Genomic DNA, 22,690 nt, shown 5'->3' on the forward strand with positions numbered 1-22,690 from the left:
GCTGCCTCTCCGCTCTGCCTTATCTCATCTTATCGGCCGTTTGGCCCTCCCGGCAGTCTGGACTTGCGTGTTACAGGTCACGGCAAGCAATTGCCATGAGGGAAAAGCATGTTAGGTCCACTAATCAACAGCGGCGCCATTATCTTTGGCGGCTTGGCCGGCGCTCGCCTGGCCCGTTTTATCCCCGAACGTTTGCAAAAAGGGCTGCCAGCAACGTTTGCCTTAGCCTCAGCGGCGATCGGTATCAGTATGATCGTCAAAGTGCACTTTCTGCCGGTGATGGTGATGGCGCTGATCCTCGGTACGGCTATCGGTGAATTTTGTTATCTTGAGCACGGCGTCAGTCGGGCCGCCAAGGCGCTGCAGCAGCGCTGCAAACGCTGGCTACCGCTGCCGCACGGGCTGACCTCGGATGAATTTGCCGGTCAGTTTACCGCGATCATCGTGTTGTTTGGGGCCAGCGGCCTCGGTGTGGTCGGCGCCATGACAGAAGGCCTCAATGGGGACTACCAATTGCTGCTGGTGAAGTCGATGATGGATTTTATCACCGCCATCATTTTTGCCATTAGCCTGGGCCCGAGCGTGGCTGCCATCGCGCTGGTGCAATTTTTGGTGCAGGTGGTGTTGTTTGCCGGAGCCAGTGTCGTTATGCCCTATATGGATGCGGTGGCCTATGCCGATTTCAGTGCGGTTGGCGGCATCATCATGCTGGCGGTGGGGCTGCGGATTGCCCAGATCATGAAATTTGCCGTGGTCAATTTTCTGCCAGCCCTGCTACTGGTGTTGCCCTTTTCCTATCTGTGGCGTCACTTCTGGGGTGGCTGAGCGGGCGGTTGATACCGCCTTGATGTAACGTAACGGCCGGCGGTGGCTGGCCACCTCTCTGAAGGAGGAGAGGATGCCCATTCTGACCATGGTCAATCAGGTCATCATCCTGTTCGTATTGATGGGGCTCGGTTTTGCACTGGCCCGTTTTCGCGTGCTCGACGAGCACGTCAGCCAAAAGCTCACCTGGCTGTTGTGCTACATCGTAATGCCCTGCCTTATTCTCTATTCGTTCCAGGCACCCTTTAGCCAGGCGCGGCTGCATAACTTCCTTGAGATGTTTATCATCACCGCCGGCCTGCATCTGCTCTGTATCGTGCTGGCCCGGTTATTTCTCAATGGCCGCACCTTGCGCCATACCGGTCGTCTGGCCGAGATGCGCGCAGCCAGTGTGTACCCCAACTGCGGCTTTATGGGCATACCGCTTATCAGCGCGCTGCAGGGAAGCACGGGCGTTTTCTATGGCTCGGTGTTTATCACCGTCAACGGCATTTTTGCCTGGAGCCACGGGCTGATGCTCTTTAGCGGTCAGTTTGATCGCACTGCCCTGAAAAAGTCGCTGACTAATCCCAATATCCTGGCCGCTGTGGTGGGGTTGCCGATGTTTTTAACCGGTTGGCACCTGCCGGGCGCCCTGCAGCAGAGCCTGCACTATGTGGCCAATCTCAACACCGCGTTGTCGATGATGATCATTGGCGCCGCCATGAGTCGCATCCGCTTTGCTGGCATTCTCTCCACCCCGGCTGGCTGGCTCTGCCTGTTGCTGCGTAACCTGCTATTTCCACTGATCTGCCTGCTGGTGATGTGGTGGCTGGGTATTGAGGCCGAACTGCTGCTGTGCGCGCTGGTGTTGATGGCGTGTCCGGTGGCCGGCATTACGGTGATTTTTGCCCAGCTGACCGGGCGCGATACCCAGTTTATCGGGCAAACACTGACCCTCTCGACGCTGCTCAGTGTATTGACTCTGCCACTGATGTTGGCGCTGGCCCAGTGGTTGTTAACACTGGGGTAGGGATGCAATGCCATAAAAACCAAGGCCCGCAGTTGCGGGCCTTGTGCATTTTGGGTCTAGAGAGGCTTAGCCAATCAGGCCGTGGTGCAGGCAGTTGACAATATTGACTGCCTCAGCCTCGTTAACCAGGAAGCAGAGGTTATGGGTGCTGGCGCCGTAGCAAATCATGCGGATATTGTGGCTGTCGATGGCCGCAAACACCTGGCCGCCTACGCCGTTGACTTCGCTCATGCGGTTACCGATCAGGGCAACCAGCGACAGGCCCGTTTCAACTTTCACCTTGCACAGGGCACCCAGCTCAGCCAGTACCGCCTCGCTGAGTAGCGAATCGCCGTTGGTCTGGCTACCGGTATGATCGAGGGTCAGCGCCACGCTCACTTCCGAGGTGGTGATGAGATCGACCGAGATGCGGTGGCGGGCCAGAATGCCAAACACTTCGGCCAAAAAGCCGTAGGCGTGCACCATGTTCGGGCTGTGCAGGGTCAGCAGCACCTGATTGCGGCGCAGGGCCACGGCACGAAACAGCGGGCTGGAGCTGGTCTCGGCGCGGATCCAGGTACCACCGGCTGCCGGATCGCGGCTCGAGCCGACAAACACCGGAATGTTCTGGCGCACGGCCGGTTGCAACGTTGAGGGGTGCAGTACCTTGGCTCCGAAGGTGGCCATTTCGGCCGCTTCGGCAAAGGTGATTTCGGGGATCGGCTTGGCACGGGACACCAGACGCGGGTCCATGGTGTAGATGCCGGGGACATCGGTCCAAATTTCGATGGTGGCCACGTCCAAGGCTTCACCGAGCAGGGCCGCACTGTAATCCGAGCCGCCGCGTCCGAGGGTGGTGGTGCGCCCTTCGCTGTCAGCGCCGATAAAACCTTGAGTGACCACGATGGCATCGTTCATCAGGCCGCCGATCTCACGCTGGCATTGGGCGCGGGTGGTGTCCAAATCCACGTTGGCTTTGCCAAAGCGGCTGTCGGTGCGCAATAACGTGCGCACGTCAGCCCACACGGCGCGGTGGCCGCGCTGGTTCAACAGCTCGGTAAACAGGCGGCTTGACATCATCTCGCCATAAGCAATCAGGCGATCGGCCAACTCGGCGTCGCTGTGTTGGCGTGCCTGGGCGGCCAGCGTGGCGACTTCATCAAGTTGACTGTTGATAATGGCCACCACCTCGGCCGGATTACCCAGCGCTGTCAGGATGTTGTGCTGGATCTGATGCAACTTGCCAAGATGTTCAGCCAGGGCCGCGTCATCGAGTTGTCCGTTGGCAATTGCCACCAGCAGATTGGTGACGCCGGCACTGGCACTGAGCACCACCAGACGGGTATCCGGATTGGCAACAACGACGTCGGCGCTAAGGCCCATGGCGGTGGCATCGGCCACGCTGGTGCCGCCAAACTTGGCGACGTTGAGAGCGGTCATGAAAACTCCTGTCTATCAATAAAAAGCCGGTTAACATCGGGCGTCAGACAGGGGAAGCGAAAAAATGGCAGGAACAGCAATTTATCCCGGCCAGAAGCGCTCCACCTAGAAGGATTTCCCTTCACCGATGACAGCCCGGGGGATTCAGCCCCCGTAGCCGATGGAGTGCGCTGCCGGCTCGCTCTCACATCTCGGCGCTGCTCCCCCTGACCTGACATCGCTGGAGACCGGTCTCCTCGTTCAGGCTGCCTGGGCAACGCTCCTCTTCTGGCTCCACCCTTGGGCGGTGGAGTAAAAAAACAAATAACCTGTGATCGCGATCCTTGTCAATCTCCAATCTTGTTTGGCGGCAAGGAAGGCGACTGACTCTGACATGTGGTTATTTCTTCAAATTTCTTTGAGCAAAATTTTCGAGCGGCGCTGCCAGTTATAAAGGCGCTGTTTGGCAACCGGCAGATCTTCTACCGACACCGGCGTAAAACCACGCTCCTGGAACCAGTGGATCGAGCGGGTGGTCAGTACAAACAGCCGCGCAATACCGCGTTTGCGGGCGTGCTCGGTGACTTTGGCGATCAGCATGTCGCCGCGACTACCGCTGCGATAATCCGGATGGATCGCCACGCAAGCCATCTCGGCCATCGCCTCTTCGTGAAAGCAATAGAGCGCGGCGCAGCCGATGATCAGGCCATCACGGGCGATCACAGTGAAGTGTTCGATCTCCATCTCCAGTTGCTCGCGAGAGCGACGCACCAGAATGCCCTCTTCTTCGAGCGGACGGATCAGCTCAAGGATGCCGCCAATATCGTCGATGGTGGCAGAGCGCGCCCGCTCGGCGCTTTCGCGCACGATCTGGGTGCCCACCCCTTCCCGGGTAAACAGCTCTTGCAGCAGGGCGCCATCTTCTTTGTAGCTCACCAGATGGGAGCGAGGGACGCCACCGCGGCACGAGGCAATCGCCGCGCGCAGATAGCGAGCCGTACCGGAGAGATGATCCCCGTCGCGCTGCATCAGGCAGAGCAGCTCCTCGGCCTCTTCCGGGAACAATTCGGAGATGGCCTGACCGTTACGATCCAGTACCCCTTGATGGGAGCCAAAACAGATAAGCTTGTCGGCGTGAATGTCGATGGCGATACGCTGGGCCACCTCTTCGGAGCTTAAGTTAAAACTCTCGCCCGTGACCGAGCAGCCGATGGGGGAGACCAGCACCAGATGGTTTTGATCGAGCTGACGCTGGACCCCTTCCACATCGACCCGGCGCACCTTGCCACTCAGGCAGTAGTCGACCCCTTCATCCACACCCAGCGGCTGGGCGGTGACGAAGTTACCACTCACCACGCTAATGCGGGCGCCCTGCATCGGGGTGTTACTCAACCCCATCGACAGACGCGAGGTGATCTCGAACTGCATGCCACCACACACCTGCTTGATGATGGCCAGACTCTCTTCGTCGGTGACCCGGGTCTGCTTGTGAAAGTTGGGGGCGATCCCCACCCGCGCCAGCGCCTCGTCATTTTGTGGACGGGCACCAAACACCAGCACCAGGCGGATACCGAGCGTCTGCAGCAGGGCAATATCATTGATGATGTTATTGAAGTTGGGGTGGGCGAAGGCTTCGCCACCGATCATCAGAACAAAGGTACCGCCCCGGTGAAAATTGACATAAGGGGTCGATTGCCGAAACGCATTCACCAGCGCCGGATCACGTTCACGCACTGCAGGATCCTTTCGAGAAGATAGATAGTCATTAATAGCGTCAATATATGAAAATCAATGCATAAATCAAGAGTATTTATTCTGCGGCGCAAGGATAATTCAACATGCTAGTATCAGGTCATCCATGTGTGGCCATTCAAGGTGATCTCATGAATGACTTTAGCGACACTCCCCTTGCCGCCGATGAGCTGACCGCCCGCTTTGCTCCCTTGCTGCAGCAACTGCTGGCGGCCTATGCCAGCGCCGATAAAGAGACCTTCTCCCAACTGGTCAGCCCCGAATGGTTTGCCAAGCATGCCGGTGATCGCTTCGACAAGGGCGCCAGTGCCTTTCGTGATGCGTTTGGGCAGTGCCGCAAACTGGAGTTTGTCACCTCTTTGCGACGGGGACATGACCAACTGCTGGTCTGGAAAGGATTATTCTGTGCCAGCGAAGATGAGTGGCTCATCCATCTGCAAGTGAGCCCCAGCGGCCAGGTAGAAGGTTTCTGGATCGTATAACCCCTGTCGGTTCGGGTTGATTGGCTGGCGCTTCTCCTCTATTGTCGGGCTCTCATGGAATTACAGGAGTCTGTCATGGAGAAAACCCACATGATCACGGCCGCTGACGCGCTGCCGGGTCGTGCATCCCCGCTGCCGGTCAACCCCGTGCATTTCGTTAACGGCAACGGCATGCTCGCCCCTTGGCCAGCCGGTCTCTCGGTTGCCTGGCTCGGCATGGGCTGTTTCTGGGGCGTCGAGCGTCTGTTCTGGCAGCAGGAAGGGGTATGGTCCACGGCTGCCGGTTATCAAGGGGGCTTTACGCCCAATCCGACCTATCAGGAAGTGTGCACTGGACAGACCGGCCACGCTGAAACCGTTCAGATCGTGTTTGATCCTGCCGTCATCAGTTACGCCGATCTGCTGCGTCTGTTCTGGGAGCATCATGATCCGGCGCAAGGCATGCGTCAGGGTGGTGATATCGGCACTCAATACCGCTCCGTGCTGTTTTATGCCGATGAGGCGCAAAAAGCCGCTGCCGAAGCGAGCCTCGTCGCGTATCAGCAAGCGATGCAAGAGAGTGGCGATGCGCGAGCCATCACCACCGAGATCCTGCCGCTGACCCCGTTCTACTACGCCGAAGAGTACCACCAGCAATACCTGGCCAAGAATCCGGAAGGGTACTGTGGACTGGGTGGGATCGGGGTGTGTCTGCCGCCGAACCTGCAAAAGTAAAGGGCTGCAGGGGATTGCGTAAAAAAGTTGAAATGGTGGGAACTTATTTTTCAGCCCTCTGTCTCAATAGTAAGGTGCCCAGGGAGGGGACCTTGAGACCAGACGCTTCTTCCCCTTTTAGTGACAGCAAGCCGGGCCGTACCTGTGAGACAGGACGGCCCGTTTCTTTATTTGCACGGATGGGGTGGGGGCAGTGCTCTGGCGCGCGTTAGCGCAGCGTGCTGTCGAACAGATTCTTGATAAGGTTGATAAATTCGCTCAGAAATTCGCGCTGGGGGACGGTGGGGGTGCGTTGCCAGACGGCGGAGAGCACCTCTTCCAAGTCGGCCACCACGGCATCGGCCTCTTGCATGATGACAAAACGCATCTTGGCGTCGATATGCGGATTTTGTTCACAGATCGCCATCAGATTACCGGCGACCTGATTGCTGACCATATCTTCAATGGTCTCGCCGCCACTCTCTTCTCCCTTTTGCTCAAACAGAGCCAGACTCTCGACCAGATATTCGATGAGCGCCTGATACCCTTCGCTGTCGACCACCATGATGCTTACACCTATCCAATTGAAAAACTGGCTTATTGTAGTGATGATAAGGGCATTGACAACAGGCATTGCAGTCGATGTCGTGTAAAGATGACCCCTTTTCGGTCAACCTGCTCCACGGCGCAGACGTTAAATCCCCTGCTTAAAAATAGTCCAAGGCTGAGCAGGCTGGCTTCGGTTTCCAACCGGGGCAGGCGCTGCAGTCGGGCAAACGCCATCAGCGTATCGAGCAAACTGCCGCCCACCCCCTGGCGCTGATGCGCCGCATCCACGTAAAGCAGCCCCACATGAGCGCTGGTATCCAGGGTGACAAAGCCGATACGCCGTGACTGCCACCAGGCTACCCAGCCCAGACTTTCTCGCAGCGCGTTGATAAAACGCGGGTCAAGCGCACCCTGCGCCCACGCCTCGCGCTGGGCAACGCTGTAGTGATCCCCTGTGCTTTGGCGCACAGTTTGCGCAAACAAACTGGCCAGCGCCCCATAGTCAGCTGGGGTTAAGGGAGCGATGTTCAGCATGGGCATCTGGACGCTGACGTTTGGGCAATCCGGCGCACACCTGCTCATAGGAGTGCTTAATCCAGCCTTGCCAGAGATCAGTGGCGAGGCTCGCCGTTAAGGTGACCGTGTTCCAGTGCTGCTTGTTCATGTGCCAGCCAGGGGTGACCTCGGGATGGATTTCACGCAGCAGCAGGGCCAGATCCGGGTTGCATTTGAGGTTGACCTGCATCGGCTCGGTTTGCCAGCGCACCAGTGCGAACATCTTGCCGGCGATGCGATAGACCAGATATTCCGGGCCAAACGGGGTGTCTTCGGTCGCACCGGGCAGTGAAAGCAGGTGTTCTCGCAGGGCACTGAGCGTCATCAAGGTTGCGGCCGCCTCTTTTGCTAGAATAGGCGCCCAGTATAGCCCTGCGGGGAAGGAAGACGAGAAGGAAAAGCATGCTGTATCACAAGACCTATGAGCTCGGCCCGGAACGGGAGTGGGTGGTGTTTGTCCACGGCGCTGGTGGCAGTTCGACCATCTGGTTTCGCCAGCTCAAGGCTTTTCGTGAACGTTTCAACGTGCTGCTGCTCGATCTGCGCGGCCATGGCCAGTCCCATACTCTGCAGCAGGTGGTCAAGGGGCGTTACAGTTTTCGCGCCGTCACCGAGGATATCGTTCGGCTGCTTGATCACCTGCAGATCCGCGAGGCCCATTTTGTCGGCATGTCTCTGGGCTCTATCCTGATCCGCCATCTGGCCGAGCTCTGCCCGGAGCGGGTGCGCAGCATGGTGCTGGGCGGTGCGATTTTACGCTTCGATATCCGCTCGCGGGTGTTGGTGCAACTGGGGCGTCTTGGCCAGCATATCCTGCCCTATATGTGGCTCTACCGGCTGTTCGCTTTCATCATGATGCCGCGCAAACGCCACGAAGAGTCGCGGCTGTTATTTGTGCGCGAGGCCCGAAAACTCTGCCAGCAGGAGTTTAAACGCTGGTTCAGGCTTGCCACCGATGTGAACCCGCTGATGCGCTACTTTCGTGAGCGACCGGTCGCCATTCCCACTCTCTATATCATGGGCGAAGAGGATTACCTGTTTTTGGCCCCGGTGCGCGAGCAGGTCGAGCGCGATCCCCATAGCCATCTGGCGGTGATCGATGGCTGCGGCCATGTCTGCAATGTGGAGCAGCCGGAGCATTTTAACCGCCAATCCTTGGCGTTTTTGACCAAGGCAGGCGAGGGTTAGCATCTATTGCAGCATGCGCGAAGGCATGCCTGCTTTAATACCCCGTCATCTCGAGATAACCACGGCCTGTGGCATCGCCACTGACCAGCACGGCGCCCTCCCAATAGGCAAAGCGGCCATGCATGGCTTGATCGTTTTGCCGGGCGGTTACGGTGAGTTGAAGCTCGCCGCTATGGATCTGCCACTGCACCGGATAGTGGTGTCCATCCGGGCTTTTCCAGCGTTTGCCAGGGGTGAGGGTGATGGCGTCGGGGGCAATCAAGTGTGAGTCCCCGGTTTTGTCGATCACTATGCCGTAGCGGCGATCGCGTTGCTGACTGCCCGCTTTGCTGCGCAGGCGAAACAACATCAATTCGCGCCCGTCATCGAGTTGCAGCGAGAACCAGTCCCACCCTTCTTGCCAGTCGGCCAGCACGCTGCTGCTCCACTCGTGATCAAACCAGCCTTCGCCGCTGACCTGGCGCATCTGTCCATCAAGCAGCAAGGTGCCGCTGAGTCCAAGTCGGGTGTAGGAGTAATAGAACGAGGCATTGCCTTCGCTCTTTTCGCTAAAACCGCGATCACCTTGCAAGATAACCGGCTTGTGGCTGGTGACGGAGAGCGCCAGATCAAAGGGCTTGGCAGCGAGTGTAAGCCGGGCCGGAAACAACTCTGCGCCGCTGGAGGCCAATGCCCAATCGCGCAGCCAATAGCGGCCATGGCTGGCGCCCGCGAGGCCTGGCCCTTGTCGACTGAGCCGCTCATCGCTTAGGTGGCGGCCGGTGGCCAAATCGGTCACGGCCACCTGCGCCAGCCAAAACTGTGGAATGCGCCAAGGGTTGGCGGCGCGCTCACCGGGCTCGATGCCTTGGCGAAACAAGGTCCACTGCAGACCATATTCGCGGCCCTGCTGATCGCGAACCTGACCGGTAAGATACCACCATTCGGAGCGATAATCCGGGTGGGCGGCGTGATCGTTTGGCAAGTTTATCGGCACATTGCGCTCTGCTTTGCGAAAGTCATCCGCCGTGCCACTTAATACGCTGCCCAGATCCTGCTCTGCGGCCGTGGCCGGGGCGCACAGCAGCGCCACCACGCAGAGCGTGGCCATCACGCTGAGCGTGGTCAGAGTACCGAGATAAGTGTGAGGCCTGCAGATCATCGGTTTGCTCCTTGAGTCAGGCGCCAGGCGAGCGCCGAGGCCGCTATCGCCGAAACCGGCGCCAGCAGCAGGGCCAGCATGGCCTGTGACCAAGCGGGTGAGAAGGCGAGCGTCCAACCAAAGGCGCGTGGATTGACGACCTCAATCAAGACCCAGGCCAGTCCATAGCCGACCGGCAATGCGAGCACTGCGGTCAATACTCCCAATATCGCCCCTTGCCACAGTTGCAGCACCAGCGTATCGCGCCGGGTGACGCCAAGAGCATGCAGGCTGCGCTGCCAGGGGGCACGGGACAGCCCCAGCACCATGAAGGCGACCGTGATGCCGACCACGGCGATGAGTAAAATCAGCAGCTTGAGCAGCTCGGTTACCACAAAGGTCTGATCGAAAATGGCCAGCGCCTGGGTGAGGATGGCGCGCGCCGGTAGCAGGCGTGCCTGCTCGCCGTAGCGCTCACTGACGTTCTGAATCTGCTCATCGGTCAGCCCAAACAGCGCCAGCGACTGGGGCGGCGCGGCGGGGGACATGGCTTGTAGTAGTTGTCCCTTGTCACTGCCGTAATCGCGATAGACGCCGCTGATGCGAAGTTGCTGCTCACCTCCTGGCGCAGCAATGGTCAGCCGCTCACCCAGGCGTAGATGATAGCGCCGCATCAGTGGCTCGCTGGCCAGTGCTTCACCGCTGCCATTTGGCAAGTTGCCGGCGAGCAGCGGATAGCCTCGCATCAGGGCCGGCAGCAGATCCATCTGCACCAACTCAATGGGCTTGCCCTGATAGAGCGCCTCGTCGGTGCGGCGGCGTGATAGCGAGATCGATTGACCTTCCAGTGCGCTGACGATGTTGGCTGGCAGGTCCGGGTGGCCGCCTTGTGGATCGCGCAGCGCCGTGACATAGAGATCGGCTGCCAGCCGCTGATGCAGCCACTGCTCAACGCTGGTACGAAAGCTTGCCACCATCACGCCGATGCCGATCGCCGCCGCAATCGCCAGTTGCAGCGCCATCACGGCCACTGCCGTGCGGTCAAACTGGAAGTGCGTCTCAGCCATGGCAAGGCGCAGGCGCCATGCGCCATCGCCCTGTCGCCGCCGATTGCGCAGTGCCTGCAAGAGTGGTGAGAGCAGATCGGGCAGCAGCAGCGCCATCGCCAGTAGCCAGCAGGCCGACACCAGCAAGGCGCCGACCAGCCCGCTCTCTTCACGCCACAAGCACAGGGTGCCGGTCAGCAGCATCAGCAGCGCGGTGCCGCGGCGAAGACGCGGTCGCACCGGCAGCGCCGCCGGCGTGAGCAGGTGTAGCGGCGGCTCTGAGAGCAGGCTGCGCCAGGCCGGTAAGTTGGCGGCCAGGGTACCGGCCAGACAGAGCAGGGCGCTTTTGATAAAGGTGAGCGGCGTCAGGCGCAGCAGATCGATGGGGTTGGGGCCGTAGAGATCGCTCAGAGACTGGCTCACGCCCCCCATCAGCAGATCGGCAAGACCCACGCCAAGCAACATACCCAGCGCAGTGCCCACGCCGGTGATCAGCAGCAGTTCAACCACCAACAGCTTGAGCAGCTGATGGGGGCTAACACCGATGATCATCAGACGCGCCAGATGGGGGCGACGCAGTGATAGAACAAAGCGCTGGGCGTTAAAGGCCAGAAACAATCCGACGGCAAGCGCCAGCAGCGACAGGGCGGTGAGATTGAGTGCCAGCGCATCACCAAGGCGGCTGGCGTCGAGCTCCGGGCCGGTGCGCTCCAGCACTTCACCGGGCAGCAGATGTTTTTCAAGGCGTGCGCGGCTTGCATCGTCCAAGTGAAAATAGAGGCGATCGAGCCTGCCTTCGCGCCCCAGCCACTGCTGCGCCAGACCGATATCGGTCACCAGCAGGCGGTCAAGCGCAATGCTCCCTTCATCAATGACCCCGCCGAGGGTCAGGGTCAGTGGTCGCTCCCCCAGATAAAAGGTGCGGCTTTGCCCAATCTGCCAGTCCTGACGCTTCGCCTCAGAGCGCGAGAGCCAGACTGCGTGCTCGTTTTGGGTGGTAAGCTCGGGCGCTTTGCCAGAAAAAAGGGCATCGAGCGGGCCGCCTGCGAGCGGATCAATGCCGATCAGTTGCCAAGGGCGGCGCTGATTATCGCGCAGCCAGGCATGGATTTGCGGCGCTGCGTCAAGGTGCGGCACGGTCGTGACCAGCTCGGTATAACGCCGCTCGTTGATGCCACCTGGCGGCGCCAATCGCCAGTTGGCCTGCCCCTCGACCTGAGTGCGGGCACTGACAAAGTTGGTGCGGGCGCTGTGGTTAATCAAATCGATGGCGACCACCAGCGCAGAGCCCAGCAGCAGACCACACAGACTCATGATCAACAGCCAGGGGTGGCTTCGATAAAGGCGCAGTAAGGATTTAAGGGAGAGACTCATACAGCTGACCTCCCTCGAGGTGTAACACCCGATCTGCCAGCGCGCCATAAGCCGGGTTGTGGCTGACCAGCAGCAAACCACAGCCTTGCTCGCGCACCGCTTCGACCAACAGCGCCATTACCTGGGCGGCATTATGCTCATCAAGGCTACCGGTCGGCTCGTCGGCCAGTAGCCAGCGCGGCTGGTGGATAAGGGCGCGGGCCAGCGCGACCCGCTGGCGCTGTCCGCCCGAGAGGGTGTCAGGAAACTGGTTACGCTGGGGCGCAACCCCGAGGCGCTCGAGCAGCGCATCAATGCGACCGTGATCGACTGATCGCCGATTGATCTCAAGGGGCAGGGCGACGTTCTCCCATACCTTGAGGGTTGGCAGCAGGTTGTACTCCTGATAGACGATGCCAAAGATCTCGGCGCGAAGGCGTGCTCGCGCTTCGCCTGTTAGGTTGTCGATGCGGCGCCCTTCAAGGCTAATGGCGCCGCTATCGGGCGGCAGCAATCCAGCGATGAGGTTAAGCAAGGTTGACTTGCCCGAGCCGCTTTGACCGAGCAGCAGATGCAAGGTGCCGGGAGCAAGGGTTAAGGAGAGTTCCTCAAACAGGGTGACCGGAGCGTTTCCTGCCAAAAAGTGCTTGCTGACGCCCTCAAGGCTTATCATGGTGCATATCCTGCTGTGTCAATAGCTTATCACTATGCCAAGGAGTGAGCTGGCTTGCAAAACGGTCACAGCATGGTGCTGGATCGCGCTGGAATCTACTGGTTACAATAGTCGCTATTGGCTGATACGGGGTGTGCAGGGATGTTACAAAAACAGGTGAGCTTCATCGTTGACAGCAAGGGTAACCGTCAGGCTGCCGTGGTACCCATCGACATCTATGAAGAGTTGATGGCCCTGCAGCGGGCGCTGGCCGAAAGCCGCCCCGGTGAGCGGGAGATCTATCACTTCTCGGTCAAGGGCGCCGAGGCGCAGGGGTATCCGGTGGGCAAGCGTCATAGCCCGGGCTTTATGGTGCTGGCCGGCTCAACGACCAATGGTGAGGATGCGGCGTCGCTGCGTGAAGCGGTGATTGAGCTGCGCGAAGAGCTGCTTGCCAAGGGGGTGCTCGAGCCCCATCAGGAGGGCTTTCGCTTTAGCCAGGACCAGCTCTTTAACAGCCCGAGTCTGGCGGCCAGTCTGGTGGCCGGCAATAACCGCAGCGGCCTCGATGCCTGGCATAACAGCAGCGGCCACACCTTAAAGCAATCAGGATTTGGCAAGAAAGAGTAAGCATCATCAGCATGGGGAGCCGCGGCTCCCCATGTTATTTGTGCTATTTGCGCGCAGTCAGTAACCAGTAACTGGCCGAGGCCAGAATGCCGCAACCGGCGATATTGAGCGCCATCGGCAGCGGCGAGGTGGGCGGCACCAGATTGACCAGCGCGCCTGCCAGCGCACCAATCCCAAAGCGCAGGGTTCCGGCCAGGGCTGCCGCCGTTCCGGCTGCCTGAGAGAAGTGGCTAAGGAGCCCGGTCATGGCGTTGGCACCGACCAAACTGATATGGCCGACGTAGAACATCACAGGTATCACCACGCCCCACAGGCCGCCAAAACCGGTCAGGCTGCACACGACCAGCACAATACCCGCGACCGGCAGGATCATCAGCCCGTGGCGCAGCATATGCTCAGAGCCAATGCCGCGCACCAGCTTGCTGTTGGCAAAGGTCACCACCATCATCAGCAGCACGTTAAGGCCAAACAGCCAGCCATAGTGCTGGGTTGGCACACCGAAATACTCGATATAGACATAGGGCGAGCCGCTTAGAAACGAGAACATGCCGGCGCTGGCAAAGGCGCCGCACAGCACATAGCCCATGGCCGGACGGCTTTTCAGCACCCGGCCGTAGTTGCCCACCACGCGCCCGAGCTGCAGCGGCTGGCGTCGTTCCGGCGAGAGGGTTTCGGGAATGGAGACCATCATCAGCACGGCGACGGCCAGGCTCACGACCACCAGCAGCCAGAAGATCGCCTGCCAGCTGCCGTGCGCTGTGATGTATCCGCCAAGGATGGGCGCCGCCAGCGGGGCCAGCGTCATCACCAGGATCACGAATGACATGGCCCGGGAGAACGCCTCTTTTTCAAACATATCGCGCAGCAGGGCATTGACCACCACGGCGCCCGCCGCACCACCGGCCGCTTGCAGCACCCGAAACAGCAGCAGTTGGGGCAGGGTCTCTGCCAGGGCGCAGCCCACCGAGGCAAGGGCAAACATAATGAGCCCGGCGATGATCACCGGTTTGCGGCCAAAGCTGTCCGCCATCGGGCCATAGAACAGTTGTCCAACCGCAAAGCCGGCCAAGAAGGCGCTCACCGTCAGTTGGGCGCCGTCGATGGTGGTGCCGAGCTCACGGGCCAGCGCCGGAATGGCGGGCAGGTACATGTCGATGGCAAGCGGAGTCAGGCCGCCGAGTGCGCCGAGCAGCAGATAGAGCACCAGTGGGGAGATGGGGGGCGTTGACATCAAGCGTCCTTGGTTTGAAGAAACGTCTATTGCAGTGTAACAGAGGCCGCCGTGGCCTGGGGCGATTGCAGCCAGAGCTCCGGCTCGCTATGCAGGCGGCTTACTTTCCAGGCGGCCCCGACCGGGCGGGTCCGGGTCAGACGGCAGGCGCCGTGCGCTTGCGCCAAGACAGCATCAGCGGTGTACCAGGCGTCGGTCACCGGCAGTCGGGTGGTTTCGCGTGCCAGACGCACCCCCCAATTGGTCACCAGCGCCGGGCAGTATTGCTCAGCCAGCGTGAGCGCCTGAGCCGTGGGGCTCGGCGCTGGCGACGACAAGGTGGTCAATAATCCGGCCAGTGCACCGGCAGCCAGCAGCAGTGGGCGCACCGCGCCGGCTGCAAGGATCAGCGAAAGCAGTGCCAGCGGCGCCAGATGGCGGGCGTTATCGGGATTTTGCCCCCATAGTGTCCAACCAAGCAGCACCAGCCAACCGGCCAGCAGGGCGCGGCGAAGCGGCGGCGGCAGTGCACAAGCGGCGCGCCACAGGGGCCAGAGCAAAAGCGGCCAGAGCCATGAAAACTGGCTGTTGGCTTGAGACAGCCAGCTTAGCAGGCGACTGGCGTGGTGCGAGGCGGTATTGCCCCACAGGGTAAAATGGCCGCTGGTAAAGCGCATGCCCTCGCTAAAGTAGGCGGCGCCATCGGCCTGCCAGATAAATGCCAGACAGACTCCGCCCACCAGCGCGATGGGCCAGAGTGCCCGTAATAACGCCCGTCTGGGTAAGTGCCAGTGGGCGGGCGGCAGGCACAATAGCCACATCGGCAGCACCAGTAGCGGCGCATAAGAGGGACGTAGCGCCAGCATCAGTGCCAGCCACAGACCGCTCCCCGCTGCGCGGCCGTAAGACAGCGCAATGAGGGCGCCGAGCCAGGCGGCCAGCGCCGGTCCGTCCGAGAGCCCGGATAACGCCAGCGCCGGGGTTAGCGGCAGGGCCAGCAGAGCCAGCCACAGGGGCGCGAGCAGTCGGGATTGCTGCCAAAGTCGCACCCCAAACCAGGCCCCAAGTGGCGGTATGGCGGCGCTTCCCAGCAGCGCCGCCCACTGCACGGCGGCGTCGGGGGAGGGCGCAACCAGCGCAACCAGACGCGCCAGCGCAATAAATCCGGGGTAGCCGGGAAAGTGGGGGGAGAACTCCAGCACGCTAAAGCGCACCACGCCGTGGGCAAAGTTAAGGGCATCGTCAGAGTCAAGTGAGATTGGGTGGGCAAACAACCACCCCATCCAGACCAGTTGCAGCAGCGCCAGCATCGGCGCGATGGACCAGTTGGCCTCTGGCCAACTCAGTTGCAACCCGCGAGCCAGATCCCGGCGATATATCACAGCGGCGCGAGAGCCTGCATCAAAGCCGTTTCTGCCTGCTTAAAGGCGGCGCTATCGGCTGGGGCGGCGCCCACACCAAACACGCCGGGGTTGCCGATGGCTTTGAGCACATTGGCAATTTCTTGCTCGGCCGCCTTGCGATGGCTCTCGGGCAGGGCCGGCAGCACCAGATCGAGGAAACGCTTGGATTTAACCACCAACACCTTGGCGCTTTGGTAATCCCCCAGATTCTGCTCGGCCCCTTCCAGCCGGCGCTCAATTTCGGCGCGGTAGGCGCGATTTAGCAAGCTGGCCACCTCATCGGTTTTGCCGGCCGTCACGGCCGCTTTGAGCGGCTCGCGCAGGGTGACCTTGTGATGGGTCTCCAGATAGGCCAGCTCTTCGTCGATACCGCTTAAGCTTTGCGCGGCGTCACTGCCGCCTTTGAGCAGCACCTCGCGCGCATCGATCAGTGGCTCTTTGCCGGCGGCGGCATAGGAGTAAGCCTGGGCGGCGGGGGCGGCGAGCAGCAGGCTGGTCAGGGTTGCAGCAATAGTCATGCGCGCAATGAGATGCATCTCGTCTCTCCTTGAGTGGCGATCACCTGTGGGCCATCAGGCCACACTCTGGGTTTCGATCACCGTATTTTCGTTGCGATGATTGAAGATGGCGTGGCGTCTGTCCACCCCGTCGATCACCATGTCGGCGGCCATCAGTCCCATCTCCATGGCGGTATCGGTAAAGATGTAGCGAAACGTGCCCTGGCGACCGGTCATGATGAGATTACCAATCGGCATCAAGGCTTGAATGGCGCGATCGCGCCGCGCCTGATAGCCCAGATCCATCAGTGGATAGGCATATTCGCTGCGCGCCTCAAACGTCTCCTGACCCAAACGCGCAGTGTCCACACCAAGGCTGGCCAGATCGGCGGTGACCTTGCTGCGAAGCGCTGAGAGTGGCGCACTCCAGGTCTCATCGCCAGCATTGCAGGGGATCTCGAGCATCACCGAGCTTTTGCCGTGCGGCGCCATAAATGGGCTGCGCCGCCGTGGCTCTTGCAAACGGGTGGCAAGAATGTGCGGATCGGAGAGGTATTGCCAGGTGTTATCCGACAGGTTCTCTTGCAAAAGCGGCATGTTGACAAAGCGCAGGCTGCGGTACTCAAGCTCACAGGCAATACCAAGATGGCGGCAGGTAAGCGGCAGCGGCAGGGTTGAGATCACCCAGTCAAATTGGCTGCACTTGCTTTCGCCCTCCTGCTCCCACTGCACGCCCGTGATGCGCTGATTTTCCTGAGACAGTCCGGTGATGCGAGCGAGGGTGTGAATGGTTACCCCCTCTTCCAGCAGACGCTCGCCAAGGCGGGTATAAATTTGGCCAAACCCCAAGCGCGGATAGCGGTATTTGCGGGCATAGGTACGCACCGAGTGGGCACCTTTGCGCGTTGGCAGCAGCCGGCGCGCCACATCTTTCAGGTCGATAAGGCTGATACGTTGGCCGGCCCAGTCGGCTGAAAGTCGGGCGGGATCAATGCCCCACAGCTTGCCGGTGTAGCCTTCAAAAAACTGGCGATAGAGGGTGCGGCCAAAGTGCGCCTGAATCCACTGCGCAAAACTGGCCTTGGCAAAGTCGGCCGGTTTTTTGGCAAATGGCAGCAACACCAGATCTTTAAGAGCGCCCGCCATCAGGGCAAGCGGCGCGGTGCGCAGCAGATTGCCAAGATTAAGCGGGTAGTCGTAGGTGCGACCGCCAAAGCGAATGACGCTTTTACGCTCGGCGTGCAGCAGATCATCGCCCATCAGCTCATCAACAAAGGCGAGCAGCTCGGGATTTTTGGTGATAAAGCGATGGCCACCATAGTCAAAGCGATAGTTGCCATCCTGGCCTGTAAAGCGCTGGGTGGCGCACATGCCGCCGAGCTCGGACTCTTGCTCAAACAGGGTGACATCGAGACCTGCCTGACGCAGACGCCAGGCGGCCATCAGACCGGCAGGGCCGCCGCCGAGGACGGCGACCCGCAGAGGATTTACGTGTGGCTGCATGAAACGATACTCAGGTGCGCGGCTGGCGCACACGATAACCCCGATGCCACAGGGTGATGAAAATAAGAAGATAACAGGCCCAGACGCTCAGTTGCAGGGCTGCCGGTGAGGCATTGTAGCCAAACAGGGCGCGCAGGAAGGTACCAAATACCCCCTGATCATCAAGAATGTGGCTGATGTTAAACACCGTCTCGGTACCAAACGTGATGATACCGGCAGCTTGCAGCATATTGACTGCCGACGAGAGCAGCCCGGCGGCAATGACGATAATCAGCAGCCCGGTCCAACGGAAGAAGGGGGCGAGCGCCACCTTGCGGGTCGAGCGCAGCAGCAGCCACACCAGCACGATAGCCAGCAGCAGACCGCCGAGTGCTCCGGCCAGACCCGAGCTCAAATCCACCCCTTGGCCGGAGTAGAGCAGGGCGGAGAAGAAGAGGACGGTTTCAAAGCCTTCGCGCATCACCGCGAGAAACGCAAGAAACGCCAGACCAAACACATCGCCGCTGCCGACTGCTTCATCAATGCGTGCCGTCATGGCGCCCACCTGGTTTTTGGCCTGCTTTTGCATCCAGACCGCCATGTAGGTGAGCACTAACGTGGCAAACAGCAAGATGCCAGCCATCAGCAGGTGATTGTAGCGCTCGCTTTCAAACTGGCTGACCACCACCTGAAACAGGAAGGCGACGGCGAGTGATGCGAGCAGGCCCACCACGACGCCCAGATAGATGAACTTGTTGTAGCGCGAGGCGCCCAGTTTGCCGAGATAGGAGAGGCAGATGCCCACCAGCAGAAAGGCCTCCAGCCCTTCGCGCAGCGTGATGAGGAAACTTGCAAACATCAGGACTCCAGTGTCAGGTGCAGTTGGTTAAGGGTCAGGATAGGGGGCTCGGGCAGCGTCGGCTCGGCCGCGCGCACCGCATCGTTCACCCACTTCGGATAGGTACGAAAATTGAGCTTGATCTCTACATCCAGCGGCCCGCTCACCCCGTTCGGTAGGGGGTAACGCTCATCGCGCCAACCCTTGGCTGGAATGCGGGTATCCTCAAGCAGCTTGGCATAGCGCCAGAAACGCAGCCCAACCGGCTTGCCGTCGCTATCGCCAAAGACTTTGCGAAACATATGGGCATCGGCGGGCACCGCGCCATCAACCGGTTGGCCGCTTTGCAGCACGGTGTCGCCCGCGCCATTTTTCACACTGATTTCAAGCCAGAGCTCACGAAAATCCGCTACCCCGGTGGGCAAGGCATGGCCGGCGCCAACGTTGGTCACCCGCACCACCAGTTGACCGTCTTCAAGACGGGCAGTGAGGCTGGCGCTGGATTTAAGCAGGGCAATGCTCTCGGCCTCAAGCTCGGGATTGCGCAGCCCCACCAGCTGATGCTGGGCTCCGGTGAAGTTGTGGCGATAAAGACGCGCTTTGAGCGGTCCATTTTCTGTCGAGCGACCCGGCACCGCCGCGCCGCCGTTACCGGGGTTGGGGTTCATGTGACAATCAATACAGGTGCGCCGCTCGTCCACACGCTCGCTGGTGGCATAGGGCGAGCCGGCCCACTCCTCCCAGGTGTTGACGATATTGGCGCCAGTGCCCGGTGAAAACTCGTTGTGGCAGCTTTTGCACAGTGCCGCATCGCGGTAAAAATCCTGCTGATAAGAGGTTTTGTGAGCGGCCGGACGGGCATTGATCTGCCGCTCGGCCAACCAATGGGCGACACTGCCACCTTGGGCATCTTCAAAGACGTAACGCTCGCGATCCTTGAGATTAACCGTGAGCGCCGCGTTACCGCCGGCATCTTCAATACGGGTGATGCGGTGACAGAAGAAGCAACCGGTGCCCTCTTCGACCACGCTCTCGCCCTTGCGCTGGGCCGCAATCAGCGAGGCGCCACCTTGCTCGAACATGTGACTGCCTGCTGGCAGACTCTTTTGACCTGTCATTATCTGCTGCGGCATATGGCAGCCCTGACACCATTGACCAAACTCTTCACCCTCGGTCTGGCGTGCCAGCGCCTGGACCACCTTGTAGTAAGGGTGGGAGTTGCCCATCAGGCGGTGATTGGTATCGCTCCAGTCAGCAAAGGCCTCGGCGTGGCAGCTCTGGCAGGAGGCTGAGTTGAGCCACTCCTTGGGATGACTGACCGGCGCCTTGGCCGGATCGCTGCGCGGGGCATCGAGGCGCAGCCAGGTGGCCAGATAGGGCAGGTTGCCATCGGCGGTCACGAAGCTGTGCAGATCTTCCATCATCGCCTTGACCTCGGGCTGCGGATGGCTTGGGTCCACCGGCTCGGCGCCATCGCGGGTATCGTGGCCCATGCCGCCTTGGGTCTGCTGGCTCATGCGCAGGTACTCACCGATAAAATCTCCCGCCACCATGTTCATCATGTTGACGTGGCCATTGATGGCGTTATCGGCCTTGCTCTGGCGGTGGGCGGCCATCAGATAGCGGTTGGTAAAGTTAAAACCGTCGAGGTGGCACGAGCTGCAGCTCATCCAGTTATCGCCAGCCATGGGAAAGCGCGTATTGGCCGCGGTGTTACCGAGATGGAACAGCCGCTCACCACGCACCAGCGCTGCGGGGCGCGGATCGTGGGTCACGAGCGTGGCAAAGTGGGGCGTATCGACCGTCACGCGGGCAAAGGCGGCAGCGCCGCCGGTCGATAGGCGGGTCAGGTCATGGCCCATGGCGTTGTGCACATAGATATGGTCGCCATCAACCAGCAGATCGCGCGGGTTTTGGCCGGGCAGGTGGCGCAGCAACTGGGTCGCCTTGGCTCCGCCTTGAAACTTCTTGCGTCGGTGGCGATTGCTGTTCTGTTTGCCGCTGCGCGACAGATCAAACACCAGTAAATCCTCTGAGCCGGCCAGGGTCACAAAGACTTTACTGCCATCGCCCGCAAAGCGGGCAGCATAGGGGTTGGAGACAATCTGGCTACGGTTGCCAACGCTTGGGATATTGATCTGTAAAAACAGCTGCTTGCGCTCATCAACCCGCTCTTGATTGGTATCAAGGTCGATGACTGATATGGCCGGGAAGACGGTGCTTTGGAACTGAAATGGGTGGCTGAAACTCCACAGCACATGAGGCAGCCAGGCTTCGCTACCATCCGGTGAGAGGGCGATGGTATCGAGCAGGCGCGGCAAGCCCTGTGAATCGGTCGCCGTGGCGCTGCGGGTTTCTGCCAGCGTGATCACGGTGGGCGCTGGTAGCGCAGAGATGGCGCCGTGGCCGAGCGCGTAGATACTGAGCTTGCCAGTCATGGAGTGGGTGACCAGCAGGCGTCCCTCATCGGTTAGGGCCAAGCCGCGCGGCGTTTCGCCAGTGGCGGCATCGAGCACCCTTTCACCCGACTCGTCATAAGCCTGCAGTCGCCCCGCTTCAAACAAGGTGACCCAATACCAGCGATGCTGTGGATCAAACAAGACACCGTAAGGGCGATGGCCAGTCGGGATGGCGCGTTTCAAGGTGAGATCGGCACCTAATAGCAGCAGGCGATCGCCGCTGTAATCAGAGACCAGCCAATTGCCGTCACTGCCTTGGGCAATCTGGCGCAGATCGCCGCCCAGTTGCACCTCGGCCAGCGGTTTACCATCGGCTTTGCTGACCCGACTCACCGAGCCTGCCGAGAGGTTGGCGCTGACCAGAGACTCGCCACTTTTATCGATAATCAGGCCGCTGCTCATCTCCTGGGCATGCAGGGAGAGGGTCAGCAAGGTCAATAACAGGGCAACGAAACGCATGATGATCACCGGCGCAGGCGTAATACGCTCCAGCGCCAGGCGTGGCGCAAGACGAGCGGAGCAAGAGAAAGGGCGCTGGCCCAGTGCAACCAGCTGGCCGTTTTGCCCAACTGATCGCCAGGGGTGCCGTGCAACACCAAAAACAGACCGCTACTGACGCACAGTAAGAGCAACAGCTCGATGATGCGTCCGGTGCTGCGCAAAAAGGACTTTTGACTGTGCAGCAATAAGCGGCGGTGCGACAGCCAGAAGGCGCCAAACCAAAGCGGAAACAGGGAGAGGGAGAGCAGCACGTGCAGCAGCAGGTTCCAGCGCGCGACGGACCAGTGCGGGGTCAATGGCTCCCACAACATCAATCCGGAGAAAAACATCAGATAGAGCAGCACCTCGGCAACCTGATGGTGCCAAGCGAGCCAATGCCAGAAACGTCGAATCGTGCCGGGATATACAGTGAGGCGGTGCGCAATCATCCATCAACTCCCACCCGCTGCGGCTGCGGGTGGGCTGAAGTGTACATGGGGGTAACTACAATGAAAAGTATTATCAATACATCTTTGATCTGCAGCCGAGAGTCACTGCCGTTTGCCGACAGTATGATCTTTGTGATCGGCCAGTCGCTCGGTGATGGCGTAAATCAGGGCGGCGGTCGAGAACGCCAAAAACACGATCACTGACCATTTCATGTCGGTTTCGTTGGTTACGCCGTCAGAGAGAAATGCCTTGAGCACCTCAATCCCCGAGATGGTCACCAGCGAGTTGATGACAATCAGCTTGAGAGAGACAAAGTCAATTCGATACAGCCAGTTATCGCCAAGGCTTGCCCGCTGCTCCGGGGTTTTGATGAACTGCACATAGCCGCACAGGGCAACCAGGATCAGCATCTGTGCCACCAGCACAAAATCGACCAGCGTGAGCACCCCGATCAACAGATCCAGATAGGGCATCTCGAGGATGTTGCTGCAAAGCTCATAGAGCTTGGCGACGAATTTGAGCATCAGCAGCAGTACGCACAGCAGCATGGAGACATAAAAGGGGAACATAATGAGGCGACTGCCGGTCAGCATCAGGTTAAAGCGGCGCATGTAGG

22 protein-coding genes and 1 riboswitch are annotated in these 22,690 nt (G+C 60.1%); of the genes, 6 read left to right on the plus strand and 16 right to left on the minus strand.

The genetic code is table 11. The features are described from left to right. Nucleotides 1-108 precede the first annotated feature (108 nt). The gene (locus BW958_RS02545) at nucleotides 109-825 is read left to right on the plus strand and encodes a DUF554 domain-containing protein (RefSeq protein WP_076573966.1); all 717 of its coding nucleotides are present in this window, start codon (nucleotides 109-111) and stop codon (nucleotides 823-825) included. Between the two features lie 73 nt (nucleotides 826-898). Then, nucleotides 899-1,837 (plus strand): AEC family transporter, encoded by a 939-nt coding sequence (locus tag BW958_RS02550; protein ID WP_076573968.1) that lies wholly within the window; start codon nucleotides 899-901, stop codon nucleotides 1,835-1,837. Between the two features lie 66 nt (nucleotides 1,838-1,903). Here BW958_RS02550 and lysC read toward each other — a convergent pair whose 3' ends face one another. Together lysC and argA are read right to left on the minus strand one after the other, a co-directional pair. Next, the gene (lysC, locus tag BW958_RS02555; protein WP_076573970.1) at nucleotides 1,904-3,256 is read right to left on the minus strand and encodes a lysine-sensitive aspartokinase 3; all 1,353 of its coding nucleotides are present in this window, start codon (nucleotides 3,254-3,256) and stop codon (nucleotides 1,904-1,906) included. A gap of 86 nt (nucleotides 3,257-3,342) precedes the next feature. Further along, nucleotides 3,343-3,531: riboswitch (Lysine riboswitch) on the minus strand. 112 nt (nucleotides 3,532-3,643) lie between these two features. Next, complete coding sequence (argA, locus tag BW958_RS02560; RefSeq protein WP_076573972.1) at nucleotides 3,644-4,969, minus strand: amino-acid N-acetyltransferase; 1,326 nt, start codon at nucleotides 4,967-4,969, stop codon at nucleotides 3,644-3,646. Nucleotides 4,970-5,118: 149 nt separating this feature from the next. Between argA and BW958_RS02565 the strand changes: the two genes are divergently transcribed. Together BW958_RS02565 and msrA are read left to right on the plus strand one after the other, a co-directional pair. Further along, the gene (locus tag BW958_RS02565) at nucleotides 5,119-5,469 is read left to right on the plus strand and encodes a hypothetical protein (protein ID WP_076573973.1); all 351 of its coding nucleotides are present in this window, start codon (nucleotides 5,119-5,121) and stop codon (nucleotides 5,467-5,469) included. Nucleotides 5,470-5,544: 75 nt separating this feature from the next. Then, complete coding sequence (msrA, locus tag BW958_RS02570) at nucleotides 5,545-6,183, plus strand: peptide-methionine (S)-S-oxide reductase MsrA (protein ID WP_083687217.1); 639 nt, start codon at nucleotides 5,545-5,547, stop codon at nucleotides 6,181-6,183. A gap of 208 nt (nucleotides 6,184-6,391) precedes the next feature. Here the strand turns inward: msrA and BW958_RS02575 are convergent, their stop codons facing one another. The 3 genes from BW958_RS02575 to BW958_RS02585 are packed head-to-tail and all read right to left on the minus strand — an operon-like array spanning nucleotide 6,392 to nucleotide 7,591. Beyond that, the gene (locus tag BW958_RS02575) at nucleotides 6,392-6,727 is read right to left on the minus strand and encodes a DUF3802 family protein (RefSeq protein WP_076573975.1); all 336 of its coding nucleotides are present in this window, start codon (nucleotides 6,725-6,727) and stop codon (nucleotides 6,392-6,394) included. Nucleotides 6,728-6,759: 32 nt separating this feature from the next. Then, nucleotides 6,760-7,245, minus strand: coding sequence for a GNAT family N-acetyltransferase (locus tag BW958_RS02580; protein WP_256701786.1), 486 nt, complete (start codon nucleotides 7,243-7,245; stop codon nucleotides 6,760-6,762). Next, nucleotides 7,214-7,591, minus strand: coding sequence for an MmcQ/YjbR family DNA-binding protein (locus BW958_RS02585; RefSeq protein WP_076573979.1), 378 nt, complete (start codon nucleotides 7,589-7,591; stop codon nucleotides 7,214-7,216). Before BW958_RS02585 ends, BW958_RS02580 begins: the two co-directional genes overlap by 32 nt. A 77-nt stretch (nucleotides 7,592-7,668) precedes the next feature. Here BW958_RS02585 and BW958_RS02590 point away from each other — a divergent pair, with 77 nt between their 5' ends. Next, the gene (locus tag BW958_RS02590) at nucleotides 7,669-8,454 is read left to right on the plus strand and encodes an alpha/beta fold hydrolase (RefSeq protein WP_076573981.1); all 786 of its coding nucleotides are present in this window, start codon (nucleotides 7,669-7,671) and stop codon (nucleotides 8,452-8,454) included. 34 nt (nucleotides 8,455-8,488) lie between these two features. On the opposite strand, the gene BW958_RS02595 is transcribed toward BW958_RS02590, so the two are convergent. The 3 genes from BW958_RS02595 to BW958_RS02605 are packed head-to-tail and all read right to left on the minus strand — an operon-like array spanning nucleotide 8,489 to nucleotide 12,646. Continuing rightward, nucleotides 8,489-9,595, minus strand: coding sequence for a lipocalin-like domain-containing protein (locus BW958_RS02595; RefSeq protein ID WP_372628802.1), 1,107 nt, complete (start codon nucleotides 9,593-9,595; stop codon nucleotides 8,489-8,491). Next, on the minus strand, nucleotides 9,592-11,994 hold the full coding sequence (locus tag BW958_RS02600; protein ID WP_076573983.1) for an FtsX-like permease family protein: 2,403 nt from the start codon (nucleotides 11,992-11,994) through the stop codon (nucleotides 9,592-9,594). The genes BW958_RS02595 and BW958_RS02600 overlap by 4 nt, the downstream gene beginning before the upstream one ends. Continuing rightward, nucleotides 11,978-12,646: an ABC transporter ATP-binding protein gene (locus BW958_RS02605; RefSeq protein ID WP_076573985.1), complete on the minus strand. Its 669-nt coding sequence runs from the start codon at nucleotides 12,644-12,646 to the stop codon at nucleotides 11,978-11,980. Before BW958_RS02605 ends, BW958_RS02600 begins: the two co-directional genes overlap by 17 nt. 141 nt (nucleotides 12,647-12,787) lie before the next feature. On the opposite strand from BW958_RS02605, the gene BW958_RS02610 reads away from it, so the two are divergent. Next, nucleotides 12,788-13,255 (plus strand): DUF4357 domain-containing protein, encoded by a 468-nt coding sequence (locus BW958_RS02610; protein ID WP_076573987.1) that lies wholly within the window; start codon nucleotides 12,788-12,790, stop codon nucleotides 13,253-13,255. Between the two features lie 43 nt (nucleotides 13,256-13,298). Here the strand turns inward: BW958_RS02610 and BW958_RS02615 are convergent, their stop codons facing one another. From BW958_RS02615 to BW958_RS02650, 8 genes are all read right to left on the minus strand, one after another. After that, entirely contained in the window at nucleotides 13,299-14,486 is a 1,188-nt protein-coding gene (locus BW958_RS02615; RefSeq protein WP_076573990.1) for a Bcr/CflA family multidrug efflux MFS transporter, read from the minus strand. A gap of 26 nt (nucleotides 14,487-14,512) precedes the next feature. Beyond that, nucleotides 14,513-15,775 (minus strand): hypothetical protein, encoded by a 1,263-nt coding sequence (locus tag BW958_RS02620; protein ID WP_076574126.1) that lies wholly within the window; start codon nucleotides 15,773-15,775, stop codon nucleotides 14,513-14,515. A 68-nt stretch (nucleotides 15,776-15,843) separates the two neighbouring features. After that, nucleotides 15,844-16,404, minus strand: coding sequence for a hypothetical protein (locus BW958_RS02625; RefSeq protein WP_256701787.1), 561 nt, complete (start codon nucleotides 16,402-16,404; stop codon nucleotides 15,844-15,846). Between the two features lie 36 nt (nucleotides 16,405-16,440). Beyond that, nucleotides 16,441-17,868: an FAD-dependent oxidoreductase gene (locus BW958_RS02630; protein ID WP_076573992.1), complete on the minus strand. Its 1,428-nt coding sequence runs from the start codon at nucleotides 17,866-17,868 to the stop codon at nucleotides 16,441-16,443. 10 nt (nucleotides 17,869-17,878) lie between these two features. Continuing rightward, nucleotides 17,879-18,706 (minus strand): FTR1 family iron permease, encoded by an 828-nt coding sequence (locus BW958_RS02635; protein WP_076573994.1) that lies wholly within the window; start codon nucleotides 18,704-18,706, stop codon nucleotides 17,879-17,881. Then, on the minus strand, nucleotides 18,706-21,603 hold the full coding sequence (locus BW958_RS02640) for a YncE family protein (protein ID WP_076574129.1): 2,898 nt from the start codon (nucleotides 21,601-21,603) through the stop codon (nucleotides 18,706-18,708). Before BW958_RS02640 ends, BW958_RS02635 begins: the two co-directional genes overlap by 1 nt. A gap of 5 nt (nucleotides 21,604-21,608) precedes the next feature. Then, complete coding sequence (locus BW958_RS02645) at nucleotides 21,609-22,073, minus strand: hypothetical protein (protein WP_076573996.1); 465 nt, start codon at nucleotides 22,071-22,073, stop codon at nucleotides 21,609-21,611. Between the two features lie 102 nt (nucleotides 22,074-22,175). Next, nucleotides 22,176-22,685: a YqhA family protein gene (locus tag BW958_RS02650; RefSeq protein WP_076573998.1), complete on the minus strand. Its 510-nt coding sequence runs from the start codon at nucleotides 22,683-22,685 to the stop codon at nucleotides 22,176-22,178. Between the last annotated feature and the right edge of the window lie 5 nt (nucleotides 22,686-22,690).

This window comes from Aeromonas sp. RU39B (assembly GCF_900156095.1).
Classification (GTDB): Bacteria; Pseudomonadota; Gammaproteobacteria; order Enterobacterales; family Aeromonadaceae; genus Aeromonas.